Genomic DNA, 17766 nt, shown 5'->3' on the forward strand with positions numbered 1-17766 from the left:
ATCCCGCTATCTGGGGCGATTTCCTCGAAGTCGAACGTAATGCGGCCGAAATTCTGCGCTTAATTGGGAGGATGCAACGCGGCTCGCGACTAACTCGCAAGGTCGGCGCCCCATGACAACTTTCGCGAATGATTGCCCATCGAACCAGCGATCTGAGCTTGGTCGGTTGCGGCATACAGCACGCGGTCGAGACGGTACGCCTTTTCGCACCGACAAGCGATCGGGCGTCATAGGGCTCTGTCGTTTGCCGGATCGAGCGGGTTGAGACCGAGAGCACTCGAACTTGAAGAAGTCCAGGCTCGGAGTACTATGTGCTCACTATCCTGTGATCCCGTTGATCAGGGTGTCTGGCTAGTACGCGTAAGGGGAAGGTGAAGCTTTCAATTACCCATAACTTTGACCACTCGGCCTGATTTGCTGATCGGCGAAATCTTGAGTCGAAAGAATCACTTGTGATTCCTTGCTGAGCACCTGATTCGCGAGGGGGGTGCTCTATGGGGCTGACATTAAGGGATCGATCGGCAAGAGGCCGGTTGCGATCCTTGGAGGGTGAATGTTGGATTGATCGAGAGACTAGTGGATGCGAGTTTAGGGACGCGCGGCTGGGCGACAGATTCCGCAAGCTGCTCACGCAGATTGGAAGCGCCATGGGACAAAGCATTCCGCTCGTCTGCCAGGATTGGGCGAATACCAAGGCAGCCTACCGCTTCTTCTCTAATGACCGGGTCAGCGAAGCGGACATTCTGGCCGGCCATTTCCAATCGACAAGTGATCGCGCCGCAGCCACAAAAGGTCTCGTTCTTGTGCTGCATGACACAACCGAATTTAGCTATCGGCGCGAAAATTCCGAAGCAATCGGCATCACCAAGAGCATAAACAGTGGATGGGATAAGGCGGGGCGCCTCAGATCTCACACGGTTTGCGGCATCCTCATGCATTCGAGCCTCGCAGTTACAATCGAGGGTGTGCCGCTGGGGTTGGCGGCCGTTAAGTTCTGGACCCGGAAGAAATTCAAGGGGACGGCAGCGCTTAAAAGGAAGATCAATCCGACCCGGGTTCCCATCGAGAAAAAGGAAAGCGTCCGGTGGTTGGAAAATCTCAAGCAGTCTACGCAACTCTTGGATCATCCGGGACGATGCATCCATATTGGTGATCGCGAGAGTGACATCTACGAGCTCTTCTGCGCAGCGCAGGAGATCGGAACCCATTTCCTGATCAGGACCTGCGTCGACCGCTTGGCTGGAGACGGGGATCACACGATCGCTGACGAAATGGACGAGGTCGCCGTCAAAGGGCTCCATCGCATCGAAGTCAGAGACAGCAACGGCGATCCCGACCAGGCCATTCTTGAGATCAGGTATCGCAAGATTCGCGTCCTGCCGCCGATTGGAAAGCAGAAGCGCTATCCCGCTCTGACCCTGACGGTGATCCATGCCGAAGAGCGCGGAACGCCGAAAAACAGGAAGAAGATCGATTGGAAGCTGATCACCGACCTGCCTGTTGGTTCCCGCACCGACGCCATTGAGAAGCTGGAATGGTATGGTTTGAGATGGAAGATCGAGGTGTTCCACAAGATCCTCAAATCGGGCTGCAAAGCTGAGGAGTCGAAGCTCAGGACCGCCCAGCGTCTGACCAATCTGATCTCGCTCTTTTGCATCCTGAGTTGGCGGGTCTTCTGGATGACGATGCTCAACCGTTCCGCCCCAGACGCGCCGCCAACCCTCGCGTTGACTGCGACTGAAATCGGCGTGCTCGATCGCCTCGTCAACGATAAACCAAAAGCAAGACGCAAAACGCTCTCGCACTATCTGATCAAGATTGCCCGACTCGGCGGTTACCTCGCCCGTGCCAGCGATCCGCCGCCCGGCAATACGGTCATGTGGCGCGGGCTGTCACGCCTCACTGACATCGCACTGGGCGCCATGGTCGGAGGAGAATTTGTGGGTAATTGAAAGAAGGTGAAGTCGCTTACCATTCTTGTGCTAATGGCAATCGACCTCGAACCAGAGAACAGCACGTTGCTCGAAGTAGGTGAGCGGTTGGGCAAGGCCGATCAGCGCGGTCACGCAGAAGATTTGTCCCAATTCGAGCATGTACGTCGCAAGCATATTGGCCGCTATTTCAGCGCTGCCGTGGTTCTCGCGATAGTATTCTGGATCGTCCGGGCATTCGCTCATGGGCAGATCGAATGGTCTGTCAGCTGGCAATGCCTCACGGCGCGGACGGCGAGGTTCTGTGTCTGATCGGCCCATCGGGATCGGGGAAGAGCACGTTCCTGCGCTGCCTCAATCAGCTGGAGATCATCAATGGCGGAGCCTTGTGGATCAATGGGGAGTTGGTCGGTTATCGTCGTGTAGGCCAAAAGCTATACGAACTCTCGGAACGCGAGATCGCAAGGCAGCGACTTGCGACGGGCATGGTCTTTCAACGGTTCAACCTGTTTCCGCACAAGACGGCCCTGCAGAACGTTGTCGAAGGGCCAACTCAAGTGCTCAAGGTAGAACCCAGGCAAGCCGAAGCGGCGGGTCGTGAATTGCTCGATCGTGTCGGCCTCGCGGACAAACATGACGCATACCCGATCGAGCTCTCTAGCGGGCAACAGGAGCGTGTGGCAATCGCCCGCGCGCTCGCGATGAAGCCGGCGCTCATGCTGTTTGATGAACCCACTTCTGCACTGGATCCCGAACTGGTCGGCGAGGTGCTCGCCGTGATGCGCGATCTCGCCCGCTCGGGCATGACCATGGTCGTCGTTACGCACGAACTCGGCTTCGCGCGCGAAGTCGCAAACCGCGTCCTGTTCATGGATCATGGGCTGGTGGTCGAAAGTGGACCTCCCGAGCAGATCCTGGGAAGCCCGACGCACGCCCGCACTCAAGAGTTCATCTCAGCAATGGTGAAATGACAGCGTCTCGGAAAAACCCCGAATGCATGCTGTTCAAACCTCAAGTTCGCCTGAGCGCTCTCGCGCTGATTGCGAGGCGTCACCACAGGTTCAGAATGCACGCGGCATCCAGGCAGAGGTCCTCAGAGCGGTCAAGCTTGACGAAAGCGAATCCTGCAGGACCTTCGAAATGAGCTTTGCGTCTGCGCGGACGAGCAGGGTACTCTCGCCATTGTCAAAAGCCTGACGCCGCAGTATTCGATCGCAACATGGCGCCTATGCTCATTTCAGAGCACTTTACCTGGATTCATGATGGCGTGAGGGTCGAGCATGGTCTTGATCGAGCGCATCAGCTCGATCGCGACCTTGTCCTTGACGTCAGGCAATTCGTCTCGCTTGAGCACGCCGATGCCGTGCTCGGCCGAGATCGAGCCGCCCATTCGCCGCACGATCGCGTACACGGCGGCGTTGACCTCATGCCAGCGGGCGAGGAAATCAGCGGTGTTGGCGCCGATCGGCTGACTGACATTGTAGTGGATGTTGCCATCGCCGAGATGGCCGAACGGCACAGGGCGCGATCCCGGGATTAGCTTCACCACAGCCGCGTCGGCTTCCGCAATGAAGGCGGGCACGGCGGCGACCGGAACTGAGATGTCGTGCTTGATCGAGCCGCCTTCCGGCTTCTGCGCCGCCGACATCTCGTCCCGCAGTTTCCAGAAACCCGCGCGCTGGGTGAGGTTCGCCGCGATCACGGCGTCGTCGACGATCTCGTCCTCCAGCGCACGCGTCAGGATCGCCTCCAGCGTTGCCCGTCCGTCGTCGCGCGACGAGGACAATTCCATCAGCACGTACCAGGGATGCCTTTCGTGAAGCGGATCGCGCACGTCGATGCCGTGACGGACTGAGAAATCGACCGCCATCTCCGCAAGGAGCTCGAAACTCGTCAGCGCGTTCGATGCCGCTCGCTGCGCGATCGTCAGCAGCTTCAGCGCTTGCGCGGGAGACTTCAGCCCGACGAACGCCGTCTCGACTGCGTGCGGCTTCGGAAACAATTTGAGCGTCGCCGCGGTGATGATCCCGAGCGTACCTTCGGAGCCGATGAAGAGGTTGCGCAAATCGTAGCCGGTGTTGTCCTTCTTCAGCTTCGACAGCACGTTGAGCACGCGGCCGTCGGCCAGCACGACCTCGAGGCCCAGCGCCATCTCGCGCGCCACACCATAGGCGAGCGCCGCTGTGCCGCCGGCATTGGTCGAAAGATTGCCGCCGATAGTGCAGCTCCCTTCCGCGCCTAGCGAGAGCGGAAACAGCCTGTCGACCTCGGCGGCCTTCTGCTGCGCGATCTGCAGCACCACGCCGGCCTCGCAGGTGATGGTATTCGAGGCGGTGTCGACCTCCCGGATCCTATCCATGCGCTTGAGCGACACCACGACCTCGCCATTGCGTGGGGTCTGGCCGCCGACGAGGCCGGTATTGCCGCCCTGAGGCACCAGCGCGATGTTGTGCGCGGTGGCGAGCTTGCAGATCGCCGACACCTCCGCCGTCGAGCCCGGGCGCAGCACCAAAGGCGAGTGGCCGTGGAAGAGGTTGCGCTCCTCGGTGACGTAAGGCTCGATATCGGCTGTATCAGTTACCGCGTACTTCTCGTCGACGATCCTCTTGAACTTTGCGATCAACTCGGGCGAGAGTGGAAGTAAGGACGGTTGGGCGATATTCACCGTTATTCTTTTAGCTCCCTAGCAGCGCGCTGTCGGTCGTCGTGGATGATGCCTCACTAGCACGCTGACGGCGATGATTTCCGGCAAACTCCTTGCGCTTCCCGCCGCGAAAAGTCTCAATTACGGCCCGACTGACTCGATATCAATGCTGCACCGGGTAAACTACTGCCAGCAGGTGCGGCTGGCGATTGGCGCGGCAGACGACAACTGCGACGTGGTTCCCCATCCCGTTGGATACCCTTTTCTTCCCGTTGCTCCTAGAATATGTCGGCGATCTGCGAGGGTTTCGGCGATCAACCAATCGCGGAATACGATGAGAGGAGGGTAGGTCGATCGCTCGGGCGGCCATACCAAATAATATCGTTCGGCGCTTTCCAGCGGCAAATCGAGGGCACGAACGAGTTTGCCGCTCGTTAACTCGTCCTGGATCAGAAAGGTAGGCAGCAGCGCCACGCCGACACCCACCATCGCAGCCTCGGCGACCGTCGCAAATTGATCGAAATACATCGTCTGTCCAGAGGAAAACCACTGGTGCCATGCGTTGGGCCGCGTTGAGATGCTGAGCAGAGGTGCCATCTTGAGATCACCCGGCGCGCGAAAACCGTACTGGTTTTTCAGCTCGGGACTGCAGGCGGGTACAACCTCCTCGGATCGCAACAAAACCATCTCAACCCCTACCCAGTTGCTCGGTCCGAAATGAATAGCCGCGTCCAGCCCTTCGGTCCCGAAATCGACAGCCGTAAAGCGCGTTGCAAGATTGATCGTGACGCCCAGATTTTGTGCCAAAAACTTGGGAAGTCGTGGTGCTAGCCAGCGCGTGCCGAACGTCGGCAATATCGCGAGGTTGAGCGTGCCTCCCTTTGGATTGGCGCGAAGATTGAAGAGGCGGTGCTGATCTTGCGCAGTGCCTCGCGAATCTCTCGGGCATAGGATTCGCCGGCAATAGTGAGTCGGAGCGACTGACGTTCGCGCAGAAATAGCTCGACCTCCAGCTCCTCTTCAAGGAGCTTGATTTGCCGGCTGACTGCGCTCTGGGTGAGGCTGAGCTCCCCCGCTGCCACGGTGACGCTGCCCGTTCTCGCGGTAGCCTCAAACGCAGCCAACAGCGCGGTCGACGGCAAGAATCGACGAGACGTCTGCATATTCCAAGCCCGAATGATCTATTGAGAAAAAATCGTTTGATCGCATAGAGACCACTAGAATAACTCCAATGCAATATAACATATCGGTATGGTCCTGTGAGCTTCGCCTGGACGCAGCAGTCAGCAAGGAGCTATCTGATGGCCGGGCGCCACGCAAATCCCGACGACATTCGTGACCTGTTCTCGCAGGCGATGTATGTATCGCACGGAGGTTCCGCAATACGGGACACTTCTGAGGCTTGTCGCCGAAGTCAACACCGAAGAGCTTCGGCGCGATCCTCAGTTGCGTGCAAGACTTGAGCAGAGCGGTGAACTCGAGAGATTGGGTGTCGAACGACATGGCGCCATTCGACTCGGCACGGCGCAGGAGCTATTCGACATTCGTCGCCTCTTCGCAGTCATGGGCATGCGTCCTGTCGGCTACTATGACCTTTCAATGGCCGGAGTTCCGGTTCATTCAACTGCCTTTCGGCCGATCGCTGAGGAAGCTTTGCGTCGCAATCCTTTCCGCGTCTTCACGTCCCTGCTTCGGCTTGAATTGATCGAAGATCCCGCAGTGCGCGCCGAGGCCGCAAGTATCCTGCGCGCTCGGCAGATCTTTTACGCCGCGAGTTCTCGAGCTCGTTGGTGTATTCGAAACCGAAGGTGCGCTGACGCATTCCGAGGCAGACGTATTCGTGCGCGAGGCCCTGGAAACGTTCCGCTGCACAGTGAGGCTACCGTTGGTCTGAGGACGCAAGTTGCATCGCGCCCATCGCTTGGCATTTTGCCAAAGTCTGTCATAGAGGGCCGCCGCGTCGAAATTGTCCAATCCTCCTGAGGCAGACCAGCAGCTTCAAGGCACTGGAAGAGCCGATCGTCTTCAGGCGTTGCGCGGGTGAGATTACGGCAGGTACGCACACCGCGCGCTTCGGCGAAATCGAGCAGCGCGGCGTCGCGCTGACGGCAAAGGGGCGCAGCCTCTACGATGAGCTACTTGCCTCCGTTCGTCGAGACGTTCAAGTCGGCGCGGCCGGATCGAATGCCTCAAGTTATCAAACCGAGCTTTCGGAACGCTTTAGCTCATTTCCCGACGATCGGGCACAACTGCGGTCGCGAGGACTCGCGTTCTTCCGTTACTCTGCAACTACGGCCGGCCTGGCGTCAGGCCGCCACGAAGCGTTGCCCTCAACCATGGACGAGCTGATCGCGAGGGGCTTTCTGCAATTTGAACCGATCGTGTACGAGGATTTCCTTCCCGTAAGTGCAGCCGGTATCTTCCAGTCAAATCTCGGCACCGAGGAGCAAAAGAACTACGCGGCCCAATCAAACCGCGCTCAGCTCGAGTCAGCTCTTGGTGTCGCGGTCCGCGATGAATTGGAGCTCTATGCGCAAGCGGAGAGAACTTCGTTAGATAGAGCTCTGAAGGAGCTTGAGTCTGCCAAAATCGCGTTTGCTTGAACACAGATTGCGGTGCCGCGCTTCGGTGCCGTGAATGTGTCAACGCACTAACAAGTGCGATTACAGGCTCACAAATCGATCTTTCATTGTAGCGCTGTGAGCGCAACCCCTGCAGCACGGTAGCGAGGCGGTTGTCGCGCTTCTGTCCGAACTCGGAGGCAGTCAGGTTCTCACCCCGCTCGTCTGACTGCCAGGCGAGTTTGTTCAGGAAGCTGTTCGTGAGCTCGGGTGCGGCCGGTGAGCTTGGACCGCGGTCCCTTTAGGTGGGGTTCCAATCCCTAAAGATCAGACGATGTATGGTGGCTTGCTCGACTCAGGCGACCAAGCTGAAATAAAAGCTGCGCGTTGTGGTGGTTATGCGCCGAATTTCTGCTTCACAACGGCCCACATTAATCAGATTCAGACCACGGGCGTAGTACTATTTCTCAGGACTAAAATGCGTCGCCAGCTTGGGGAGAAGGTCAGATTGACTTCCAAGGTGTTCATCACCTGTGCAGTCGTAGGGAGGGCGGCGTCAAATAGATGGGCGTAACGGGCCAGCCGTCCGCCGCAATGTGCAAGCGCGCTCGCGAGCCTGTTTACCGAGACACGGTCGCCCCTCGAACTGAGTCGGGCAAACCCGCTCCAAGCATCTCGAGGGACGACCGTGTACTACTATGCAGGAATTGACCTGTCTTTGGAATGCTCGAGCGTAACGATGGAGTGCTGTGGTACGGTCCTGCGACCTTGTTCCTTTTTTGGTGCTGTTCGTTCCACTCGCATTTGTCGTGGTGACGACCTTCTGGACATTGGCGAGCCCGCCGCTTTCGGCGAGAGCGCGTTGTTCCTCAAGACTTTCTGGAACAACTGCCAACTTGCCTTTCTGATGTCGTTCGACGAAGTTGTGATTGCGTTGTTCATCACCGGCCCAGAAACTACGACGCTGCCGGTCAAGATGTACAGCAGCGTGCAGTGGGAAATCTCGCCGGTCATTGCCGCGGTCTCGGCGCTGCTGACGATGTTGTCGATCGTATTTTGCGGAGTTTCGATTTTTCTCCTGCCGGGGGCGGCGGAGCCCTCGCGTTGATTGATGCAGGAGGACGTGTGTCGTACGTTACCCTGAACAAGGGTTCGGACCAACTGTTAGCTCTCGAATCCAAAAAAGCGCCTGGGGCGAACGCAGGGCCCGCGACGAAGATGAAAAGCAGCATGATTGTGCTCGAACAGGGCGGGAAGCGATATGGAAACGTGGAGGCGCTGCACCCGATCGATTTGGCCGTGCGCGAAGGAGAATTTGTCAGCCTGCTCGGGCCGAGCGGGGCTGGAAAGACCACTGTTCTCAACGTCATTGCGGGCGCCATACCGCCATCAGAGGGACGCATCGTATCGGACGGCAGGGACGTTTCAGCCGTGCCGCCCCGCGAATGGGGTCTAGGCATGGTCTTCCAAATCCTGCCGCACCTAAGCGTCTTCGGCAACGTTGCGTTTCCTTTGCAGGTTCGCGGTGTTGCCAAGGACGAGATCGCGAGTCGCGTGACCCGCGCGCTGCAAGGTGTGGGACTCGTCGGTTACAAGCGGCGAAAGCCACGTGAGCTGTCGGGCGGCCAGCAGCAGCGCGTTAGCATCGCAGGCTGCATCGTCTATTCGCCCTCCGTGATCCTGATGGATGAACCGCTGGGAGCGCTGGACAAGAAGTTGGGAGAACAGCTGCAGGCGGAAATCGAACGCCTGCACGGGGACCTCGGGACGACGATCGTCTATGTGACGCACCACCAAGAAGAAGCCCTGGATCTGTCGCACCGTGTGTGCCTGATGAAAGGCGGCCAGATCATGCAAGTCGGTACACCGAACGAGCTTTACTTCGAACCAGCGAACGAATTCGTCGCGGACTTCCTGGGCGAGTCCAATCATCTGGAGGGAACGGTCACGGCAGCCAACGCCGTGACCACACGGGGCGGAGTGATCCTAGGTGTGTTCAGCACCGAAGGTTGTTCAATCGGCTCCGTCGTCAAGGTGCTGATCCAGCCGGAGAAGATCAGCATTATCGACGCTGGCGTGCCTTCCATCGTACCCCGCGCCAAAATGTTACTTCGGGAACGATCGCGCAGACATCATTCGCGGGCGGCACGATGCGCGTCGACGTCCTCTGCGAAAAGGGGACGCGCTTTCGGCTTAAGACGGTTTCGTCCAGGACCGATTGCCTACTCGTCGGGCACCGGTCGTGGTGAGCTGGGTTACGAGCGATACAATGGTGCTCAAGAATTAGCGGCGCTTGAGGGCGCACTGAGGATCCAAGTCCCTGAGGGAATTACGCGAGCGACATTTGTATGGCGCGTGACAAAAAACGATTAGGCGTCGCACGCCAAAACATGTTGGTGCCGCCAAGTGCGGACACGCATCCCTTCGTGCGTGAGCACGAAGAGCAGGTGAACACGCTCGTGTTCGACGAGGTGCGGCGATTGGGCGGCTCCATGGCTCGGCATCTGGAGGCTGAAGGCGGAGAAACTTCCAAAGTACAAGGCGCCAGTCGCGCTCTAAATCATGCGAGCATCAAAAGCGTGCTGGCAGCGGGCATACTGAACCCTGCAAGATGCTGATCCTGTGAGCCTCGCCTTTCGACACCAACACCTTTCAAACCGCTCGAAAATGGATCAGGATCTGATCGTGCCCAAACTCGCTCTCACCGCCGCATTCGAAATCAATGCTGCCCAGGCAGACCCGCTCTCGAGGACACGTGAAGCGCCACGACGCAGTTTTCTATTATGGTTTTCGAGTCCCCGGTCGTCTGGCAAGCGCACCATCCCCGGCCGTCGTGTCCAGCGACTCCGAAAATGAGGCAGCGGCGATCGGCATCGATATACAAACTTCCGGGGCTTTGCATCGGTGCGCAATGCATTCCTCTGGAGTAGGTAACTACCAGACAGTCACAAATTGCCAGATCTACGAGGAGCAAGACAATGGTATTCCCTCCCGACGAATATCGCAGACGGTTGGTCAACACCCAGCGAGAGATGGAGAAGGCGGATATTCCTGTCCTTCTTCTGCATCAGCCCGAAAGCATCATCTACCTGACGGGGTTCAACATCGGGACGGGCTTTTACGCCTACCACGCGCTGGTTGTGCCGCAAAAGGGAGCCCCGGTTCTGGTGGTTCGTGATGTCGAAGTTCCGGCGATTAAGGGTGACTCAATCATCGAAGAGCGGGTCGTCTATGAAGATAAGTCCAACGCGCTCGAAGTAGCGGCACCTGCGGTGGGGAAAGCGCTCGACCAGCTGGGCCTGGCAGGGGGCAAGGTGGGCGTCGATGAGAACTCGTGGTTCTTAACGCTGGAGCGATATCGCTATCTTCGGGCCGAGCTGCCTCACGCGACCTTCACCGCGGAACCAAATATCGTGGATCAGTTGCGCCTCATCAAGTCAACGCTGGAAGTGGAATGCATTCGCGAGGCGGCTGCGATCGTCGAAGCGGGCGTGCGCAAAGCCATTGAACAAGTTGCTGAGGGACGGACAGAGCGTGAGCTTGCCGCGGTCCTGTTCCACGAAATCGTGAGGATGGGAGGCGACCTGCCTCTTTCCGCGGTGATCCTTTCAGGCGAACGCGGAAACGAGGTCCACGGCAATCTTACTGACCGCAAGCTCGTGAAAGGCGACCACATCTATTTCGAGCCAAGTGCGATTCGAAATCAATACACCGCCCGTTTTATGCGGACCGCTATTGTCGGGTCCCCAAATGCAGACCAGATGAGGACTGCTGAAACGCTCATCGGGATCCAGGACGATGGAATCGCCAAGATGAAACCGGGGACGATCGCGGCGGAGGTCGATGCCGCATTCCGCAAGCCCGCCCTCCAATCGGGCTTGAGGAAGAGCTACACGAACAAAAGCGGCTACTCCCTTGGTCTGATCGTGCGTCCGAACATCACCGAGCAGGGAAGGGATTTCCTGCCGGACGCCAACTGGACTCTGGAGCCGGGGATGGTCTTCCACATGCTCATGATGGCGAATGGCATCGGCTTGAGCGAGACGGTGCTCGTCACGGACAAAGGACCTGAGCGACTTACCAAGATGGAACGCAAGCTGTTCTGGAACGAATAGATCTCGTCCATCACATCTCGCGATTCCGTTTCGTTCTATTCTTTGGTGAAATCTGGCGCCACTGCGAGGGGTGGCGCGCCGATCCGGCGTCTGAATCTTAATGAGAGAGCATTTTTGCCCGCTCGCGAGGTTGTCGCGGCTAGGGCGGAAGCAGCCGCCCACGCCAACCGCTCTCGCGATGGCGAGGCCGCCAAATTGATCGGCGCATTCGCGAAAATCGCCCGATCGATCCGAAATGTGCGTCCCAATTCACTTTGAACGGTGCGGGCGCCTGCGCCACACTATCCAATTAAAAGCTACTCTCATCATCTCGTGCAGCCACCCTTGCCTTGCGTCGGCGCTCAAGCCATTGAGCTTCGTGTGTTTCCCGGGCGCTTCGAGCTTTCTGGTACTCCTCCCACGTTATCCCGCGGCGACATCGACAAGTGATGCGCGACCCCAGAGCATTCTCATCAATCTGTTCGATTTTGGTGGGGCGATAACGAACAAGGAACAAGGCGCTTCGAGAAAACTCAACCGGAAGATTGGCTCCCACCGAGAAACACCTGTTGCTGTCGTGCGTTCGTATTCCGGCACAGCGATTTTTGCCCCGGTCTCTGAACAATGGATGCTCCCCAGTAGGTACAGTCACCCCACATCAGGGTCGATTCGCCGGATGCAGTCCTTGAGATCAGGGCTTATCGGCGATCGTGCCCCGTGGCGTGGTGTAACTGACAGCAGGCCACCGCCAATTTTCCGGCGGGTCGGAAGGCATCAGCCTGCCACGGCGGGCAAGCCGACGATGGGATCATCGCTCAAGGGAGCGATGGTTTCCAGCGTCATGTAGCGGGCGCGCTGGACGGCCCATTCGTCGTTCTGTTCGAGCAGGATCGCACCGACGAGGCGGACAATGGCGTTCTCGTTTGGGAAGATGCCGACCACCTCGGTCCGCCGCTTGATCTCACCGTTGAGGCGCTCGATCGGATTGGTAACCGGTATGAGATGTCTCGGTGTCAACGTTCCCGCTGCGGTGTTCTAGATCGTGGCGTATGGTGCGACCATCGGGACAGAGGCACCGGGAGCACGAAGTGCGGGCAGGCCGATGTTATTCGATGAGCCGAGAGCTCGAGTTAGTAGCTGGCCGCCTCTGCGACTCGCCCGGTTGCGCTGGGAGCGCGAATCCGTAGTTGTCGTGTCGCCGGCAGCTCCCGTCATATGTGTGGCAGGAGGTGCGAATGCGACGGGTGATTGGCATCGACGTCCACCGAACTTTCGGCGAGGTGGTGTTTTGGGAGGACGGCAGGCTCCGACATGCGGGCCGCATCGATATGACGCGGACTGCGCTGGAGGGATTTGGCAAGACCCTGCTGGCCAGTGATGAGGTGGTGGTCGAAGCGACTGCCAACAGCATGGCGGTGTCGCGGGTTCTGGCGCCGTTCGTGGCACGGGTGATTATCGCCAATCCGCTGCAGGTGAAGGCGATCGCCCAGGCTCACGTTAAGACCGACAAGATCGATGCCGGCACGATCGCCAGTCTGCAGGCGGCCGGGTACCTGCCGCAGATCTGGACGCCTGACGCGGAGACCGAACGCAAGCGTCGGCTGGTGGCGCGGCGCTACCAGATCGTGCGGCATCGCACGCGGCTCAAGAACGAGGTGCATTCGATCCTGCACGCGCACCTAATCCCGAAGTGCCCGCATGCCGATCTTTTCAACGCCCGCGGCCGGGCGTGGTTGGCCGGCCAACAGCTGCCGGACGATGAGCGCGCGGCCATCGATCGGCACGTCCGTGAGCTTGACCGGCTGGCGGAAGACCTGGCTCTGCTCGACCGCTCGATCGCGCAGGTCGCAATCGATGATCCCGCGGCCAACAGATTGATGACCATCACCGGCGTGAACCTGGCGGTTGCCGCCGGCATCGTGGCGGCGATCGGCGACATCAGCCGGTTCAACAGCCCGCAAAAGCTGGTGAGCTATTTCGGGCTCAACCCGCGGGTGCGGCAGTCGGGACTGGGAGCCGCCCATCACGGTCGCATCAGCAAGATCGGCCGCAGTCACGCGCGCGCCATGCTGGTCGAGGCGGCCTGGGCCGCGGCCAAGGCGCCCGGTCCACTGCATGCTTTTTTTGTGCGGATCCGCGCCCGGCGTGGCCATCAAGTCGCCGCGGTGGCCGTGGCTCGCAAGCTCACGGTGCTCTGCTGGCATTTGCTGACGAAGGGCGAGGATTACCTGTGGGCGCGCCCGGCGCTGGTCGCCAACAAGACCCGCGCGATGCAACTTCAAGCTGGACATCCGCAACAGAAGGGCAGCCGGCGCGGACCAGCCCATGCCTACAACATCAAGGCGCTGCGCGACCGTGAGATGTTGATTGCCGCCCAGGCGGAGCGAAGCTACGAACGATTGGTGTCGCAATGGAAACCGCGGCGGCCAAAACCGGCGCGCGGGCGCCTCAGTTCGGCAGGACAAAATAGGCAGTCCGGTAACGCTTGCAGCCGCCGCGTCACGCTTCGCCACGAGGTCGCCCGCGCCCGACAACCATAACCGCCGGTGACGGCAAGTGCCAGCCAGGAATGCTGTCCCGTTCCACGCCAGCATGCCGCCGTGCTCGGGCCGGTCAAGGCCAAGCCATGCGGTGGCCGCAAATGCGCCAGCCTTGACCGACCCTGCGCGCGGCGGCTGCGAGATCGGTGGCCGGGACGGAAGAATGGCCCGCGGCGGCCAAACGAAAGAATGGACGCGATGCCCGCAATCGTCATCGGGGCGCGGTCATAAAAAATCGCTTGTCCATCTCATCCGTCGAATGCAGTTTGGCACGGTGCGGAGCCGGGAAGCTCATATAGGCCAGCACGTCGGGCTCGGCGTCATCCATGAAGGCGGCGAGCTTTGGCAGTTTGGGACGGAGCTGATCTGCGACCTTGCGCCATTGCGTCCTGGCCGCTTCGGCATCGTCCTGGGCGAAGGCGGTGGCGATGAATGCGGAGACGACGCGCCGGCCGCTCTTGCCAGCATGTGCCAGGACGTTGCGCATGAAGTGGACGCGGGGGTCGTTGAACAAGTGGTTCACCGAATCCGCTCGATGCAGCGACCGGCCCATTCATGCCTTCACATCAACCCGGCACTCCGCGCGATGCCGACGGCGACGCGTCGAGGGAGGCGATCAAGCACAAAAGAAGCGCAACAAGAGCGGCTGCCAGCCGCTTGAGGTTGATGGCGGCGGCCGTCAGATAGGCCTGGATCTTCATGTTCGGTAGACCACGCCGTATGGCGCGCGCCAGCCCATGCCAGGTCTTGGCTTCGCCATGGAAGCCCTCTGAACGCCAGCGATGGCGTTGATAGAGCCGTCGATCCTGCCAGCTCCATCGTTCGCGACGGCGCCGGGCGCGGAGCAGTGCCGGATAATCGTTCCCTACAACAACTGCCTTATTAACTCGCCCCTTCGATAGGCAATCACCCTTGAGCGGACACCGGGCACAATCCTTTGCCTTCGAGCAAAAGAAACGGCCGTGCTTGATGGGTCGCGCGGGCCGCAAGACACGTCCTCGCGGGCACTTCAGGATGTCGTGCTTGGCGTCGTACCGGAAGCGCCTGAGCGGTACGCGACTCTTGATCGGTTCAGCTTTAGCTGGGATCAGGGCATCGATGCCGCGCCGTTCGAGAGCACCGTATACTTTAGCGTAGGCATAGCCGGCATCGGCGGTGACCGTTTTGATGTCAATGCCTGTAATCGCTTCAACCTCGTCGACTTGCGGCTCGATCATCTCGCCTTCGTTCGTTTGTCCAGTTGGGACCGCGACGTCCAAAATGACTCCGACCTTGTCATCGACGGCCGTGTGCTGCTTGTAAGAGGGCTCCAGCCGCCGGTTGCGGGCATTCGTGGCCATCGTCGCATCGGGGTCGGTCGTGCAGACCTTCTTGTACTTGCCACTCTGTCGGCCCGTTTTCTCAGCCTCGCTTTCATCCTCGTTTTGATTTTCGCTCAGGACATCCACCACATGCTGCTCGGTGAGGCTGTCCCAACTCACATTGGCGCGGATCAGCGACGCATCGATGTGGACCACCTCCGCAGTGGCGATCTTGGCCTTCAGGCAGGCCTCGACCGTGCGCTTGAAGATCCTACGGAACCGCGCTTCGCCCCAGCGCTGGCGAATGCGCGTCAGGCTTGAATGGTGCGGTAGTTGCTCATGCAGGCCATAACCGACAAACCAGCGGATCGCGATGTTGACCTGAGCTTCACGCATCAGCTTGCGATCGTGCACGATGCCGCTGAGCAGACCGGCGAGCATCAGCCGTACCGCCGCTTCGGGATCGATGCCGGGCCGGCCGTCATTCGCGCAGTAACAGTCGGTGACCTCTTCCCTTAGCCAAGACAGGTCGAGCACACGATCGACCCGCGCCAGCACGTGCTCGTCTGGGACGAGTTGTTTGAGCGAGCCGGTGATGAAGAGCTCAAGCTGATCCCGCTCCTTGCGCCCCAGCATCTCGTTTGCTCCGCCGATCGCGAATCGCCGACAAGAATGGAATCAGTCAATTCGGACTTTTTCAACGATCCCACGCGGCAGCGCTGCCAAGCGGTATTGAGCACCTTACTGACGGCGGCCTTGATGCCCTCATGCGCATCGGAGATCACGAGCTTGACGCCGCGCAGCCCGCGGCGGGCGAGCTTGCGCAAGAACGCGGTCCAGAACGTCTCGGCCTCGGAGGGGCCGATATCCATGCCCAGGATCTCGCGCCGGCCATCGCTGTTGACACCCACTGCGACGATCACCGCGACCGAGACGATGCGCCCCTGCTGGCGCACCTTCACGTAGGTGGCGTCGATCCACAGATACAGCCAGTCGCCCTCGATCGGGCGGGCGAGGAAGGCCTTCACTTTGTCGTCGATCTCACCGCACAGCCGGCTCACCTGGCTCTTGGAGATCCCGCTCATGCCCATCGCCTGCACGAGGTCGTCGACCGAGCGGGTCGAGACGCCCTGCACATAAGCTTCCTGGATCACGGCGGTCAGCGCCTTCTCGGCCATCCGGCGCGGCTCCAGGAAACCCGGGAAGTAGCTTCCCTTGCGCAGCTTGGGAATGCGCAGCTCGACGGCCCCGGCGCGCGTCTCCCAGCTCCGATCGCGGTAGCCGTTGCGCTGGGCCAGGCGCTCGGCGTTCTTCTCGCCGTAGGCCGCGCCGGTCAGCCCGGCGACCTCCAACTCCATCAGCCGCTGGGCGGCAAAGCCAATCATCTCGCGCAGCAGGTCGGCGTCGGGGGCCTTCTCCACAAGCGCGCGAAGGTTCATCATCTCGTCGGTCATCGGTGGTTCCTCGAATCAGGTTGGTGTCAGCAACCCGACCCTACCGGCGAATTGCCGGTGACCACCGCAAAGCCGTCCACCCGCTACGGCGCTATTTGAGGGCGCGCGGGCGGACGGCTTTGCTCTACCGAGCTACACCATCACTGGCGACACGACCTTATCGGCGACTTGGACCCTGTGGCGTCTATGAAGACACAGACTGCGTCCCCTTTCCCGATAAGATTGCCATGCCACCGAAATGACTCGTGACGAGCGCGTCATACTGATGGGGCAGGACGTCGCGGTTTACGGCGCAAGTAAAATCGCTGCGCAATTCGGCCGAAGCCGGGTCTGGAACGTGCCCATTTCAGAAGGCAGCTTTACCGGAATGGGAATCGGGGCTGCGATCAACGGATTGCGACCGTCGTAGACCTGACAATCTCCAGTTTCATTTATCTGGCTTCGGATCAGATTATTAACCAAGCTTCGAAGTTGCGATATATGACAGGAGGCCAGGGTCCACATCTCGATCGTATTTCGTTGCCAGATGTACCCGCGGGCGAGTATGGCGGCGCAGCATGCCGACCGACCGTGTCCCTTTTTCATGAATGTGCCGGGTCTCAAGATCGTATGCCCGACCAGCCCAGCCGATATCAAAGGCCTCATTAAATCTGCCATTCGCGATGACGATCCTGTACTCATATTCGAAGACACTCGGTTGTGGCGCGTCAAGGGCGATGTTCCAACAAGTCCGGATCATTTGGTCCCGATCGGCAGAGCGGACGTGAAGCGCGAGGGGCAAGACGTAACCCTGATCGCTATCGCCAGCGCCATTCGGCCGACGATGGAGGCTGTCGACTCGCTCGCGGAGGAAGGCATTTCCGTCGAAGTGATCGACCCGCGTACGTTGAAGCCGCTCGACCATGAGGCTTTTCAAACATCGGTCGCCAAGACCGGAAGACTTGTGATCGTCGACAATGCTCATGGCGTCTGCAGCGTTGGGAGTGAAATCGCGGCGGTGTTCGCAGAAGAGGCCTTCGATTTGTTGCGGCGATCGATCGTGCGCCTGAGTGCTCCCAATATTCACGTCCCATTCAGTCCAGCTCTCGAAAAAGATTTCTACCCGACGAAGGAGCGTATCATCGACGCCGTTCGGCGGCTGCTCTGACATCCTCAAAGACACAGATATAGAGTGGAAGCAAATGCGCATCGACATCGTCCTATCCTCAAGTGGCGCGGGTATTGAGGAAGGTACAATAGTC

10 protein-coding genes and 7 pseudogenes are annotated in these 17766 nt (G+C 59.5%); 10 read left to right on the forward strand and 7 right to left on the reverse strand.

Features of this window, described 5'->3' with window-relative positions:
• The first annotated feature begins 494 nt into the window (after positions 1-494).
• Positions 495-1952 carry an IS4 family transposase gene (locus ACRQ5Q_RS09565; protein WP_439397375.1) on the forward strand — a complete coding sequence of 486 codons (1458 nt, stop codon included), beginning with the start codon at positions 495-497 and terminating at the stop codon, positions 1950-1952.
• Between the two features lie 30 nt (positions 1953-1982).
• Here ACRQ5Q_RS09565 and ACRQ5Q_RS09570 read toward each other — a convergent pair whose 3' ends face one another.
• Positions 1983-2177 (reverse strand): hypothetical protein, encoded by a 195-nt coding sequence (locus ACRQ5Q_RS09570; protein WP_439397377.1) that lies wholly within the window; start codon positions 2175-2177, stop codon positions 1983-1985.
• 11 nt (positions 2178-2188) lie between these two features.
• Between ACRQ5Q_RS09570 and ACRQ5Q_RS09575 the strand changes: the two genes are divergently transcribed.
• Positions 2189-2902, forward strand: coding sequence for an amino acid ABC transporter ATP-binding protein (locus ACRQ5Q_RS09575; RefSeq protein WP_439397379.1), 714 nt, complete (start codon positions 2189-2191; stop codon positions 2900-2902).
• A gap of 266 nt (positions 2903-3168) precedes the next feature.
• On the opposite strand, the gene ACRQ5Q_RS09580 is transcribed toward ACRQ5Q_RS09575, so the two are convergent.
• The gene (locus ACRQ5Q_RS09580) at positions 3169-4596 is read right to left on the reverse strand and encodes an FAD-binding oxidoreductase (protein ID WP_439397381.1); all 1428 of its coding nucleotides are present in this window, start codon (positions 4594-4596) and stop codon (positions 3169-3171) included.
• A gap of 273 nt (positions 4597-4869) precedes the next feature.
• Positions 4870-5738, reverse strand: a pseudogene (locus tag ACRQ5Q_RS09585) (LysR substrate-binding domain-containing protein); the annotation flags it as partial.
• 138 nt (positions 5739-5876) lie between these two features.
• On the opposite strand from ACRQ5Q_RS09585, the pseudogene ACRQ5Q_RS09590 reads away from it, so the two are divergent.
• From ACRQ5Q_RS09590 to ACRQ5Q_RS09610, 5 genes and pseudogenes are all read left to right on the forward strand, one after another.
• Positions 5877-7178 (forward strand): annotated as a pseudogene (locus tag ACRQ5Q_RS09590) (VOC family protein).
• A 646-nt stretch (positions 7179-7824) separates the two neighbouring features.
• Positions 7825-8244, forward strand: coding sequence for an ABC transporter permease (locus tag ACRQ5Q_RS09595; RefSeq protein WP_439397383.1), 420 nt, complete (start codon positions 7825-7827; stop codon positions 8242-8244).
• Positions 8245-8261: 17 nt separating this feature from the next.
• On the forward strand, positions 8262-9509 hold the full coding sequence (locus ACRQ5Q_RS09600) for an ABC transporter ATP-binding protein (RefSeq protein WP_439397384.1): 1248 nt from the start codon (positions 8262-8264) through the stop codon (positions 9507-9509).
• The gene (locus ACRQ5Q_RS09605; protein WP_439397386.1) at positions 9485-9754 is read left to right on the forward strand and encodes a hypothetical protein; all 270 of its coding nucleotides are present in this window, start codon (positions 9485-9487) and stop codon (positions 9752-9754) included. The genes ACRQ5Q_RS09600 and ACRQ5Q_RS09605 overlap by 25 nt, the downstream gene beginning before the upstream one ends.
• 360 nt (positions 9755-10114) lie before the next feature.
• The gene (locus ACRQ5Q_RS09610) at positions 10115-11251 is read left to right on the forward strand and encodes a M24 family metallopeptidase (RefSeq protein ID WP_439397388.1); all 1137 of its coding nucleotides are present in this window, start codon (positions 10115-10117) and stop codon (positions 11249-11251) included.
• A 753-nt stretch (positions 11252-12004) separates the two neighbouring features.
• Here ACRQ5Q_RS09610 and ACRQ5Q_RS09615 read toward each other — a convergent pair.
• Positions 12005-12220: pseudogene (locus ACRQ5Q_RS09615) on the reverse strand (transposase); the annotation flags it as partial.
• A gap of 263 nt (positions 12221-12483) precedes the next feature.
• Here ACRQ5Q_RS09615 and ACRQ5Q_RS09620 point away from each other — a divergent pair.
• Positions 12484-13674 (forward strand): annotated as a pseudogene (locus ACRQ5Q_RS09620) (IS110 family transposase); the annotation flags it as partial.
• A 334-nt stretch (positions 13675-14008) separates the two neighbouring features.
• On the opposite strand, the pseudogene ACRQ5Q_RS09625 reads toward ACRQ5Q_RS09620, so the two are convergent.
• The 3 genes and pseudogenes from ACRQ5Q_RS09625 to ACRQ5Q_RS09635 form a co-directional block, all read right to left on the reverse strand.
• A pseudogene (locus tag ACRQ5Q_RS09625) lies at positions 14009-14272 on the reverse strand (transposase); the annotation flags it as partial.
• A 64-nt stretch (positions 14273-14336) separates the two neighbouring features.
• Positions 14337-15707 (reverse strand): transposase, encoded by a 1371-nt coding sequence (locus ACRQ5Q_RS09630; protein WP_439397390.1) that lies wholly within the window; start codon positions 15705-15707, stop codon positions 14337-14339.
• A gap of 71 nt (positions 15708-15778) precedes the next feature.
• A pseudogene (locus tag ACRQ5Q_RS09635) lies at positions 15779-16525 on the reverse strand (IS256 family transposase); the annotation flags it as partial.
• A gap of 265 nt (positions 16526-16790) precedes the next feature.
• Between ACRQ5Q_RS09635 and ACRQ5Q_RS09640 the strand changes: the two are divergent.
• Together ACRQ5Q_RS09640 and ACRQ5Q_RS09645 are read left to right on the forward strand one after the other, a co-directional pair.
• Positions 16791-17165, forward strand: a pseudogene (locus ACRQ5Q_RS09640) (alpha-ketoacid dehydrogenase subunit beta); the annotation flags it as partial.
• Between the two features lie 123 nt (positions 17166-17288).
• Positions 17289-17672, forward strand: a complete 384-nt coding sequence (locus ACRQ5Q_RS09645; RefSeq protein ID WP_439399748.1) for a transketolase C-terminal domain-containing protein — start codon at positions 17289-17291, stop codon at positions 17670-17672.
• Positions 17673-17766: the final 94 nt, after the last annotated feature.

The organism is Bradyrhizobium sp. PMVTL-01, from assembly GCF_051861855.1.
Taxonomy (GTDB): Bacteria; Pseudomonadota; Alphaproteobacteria; order Rhizobiales; family Xanthobacteraceae; genus Bradyrhizobium.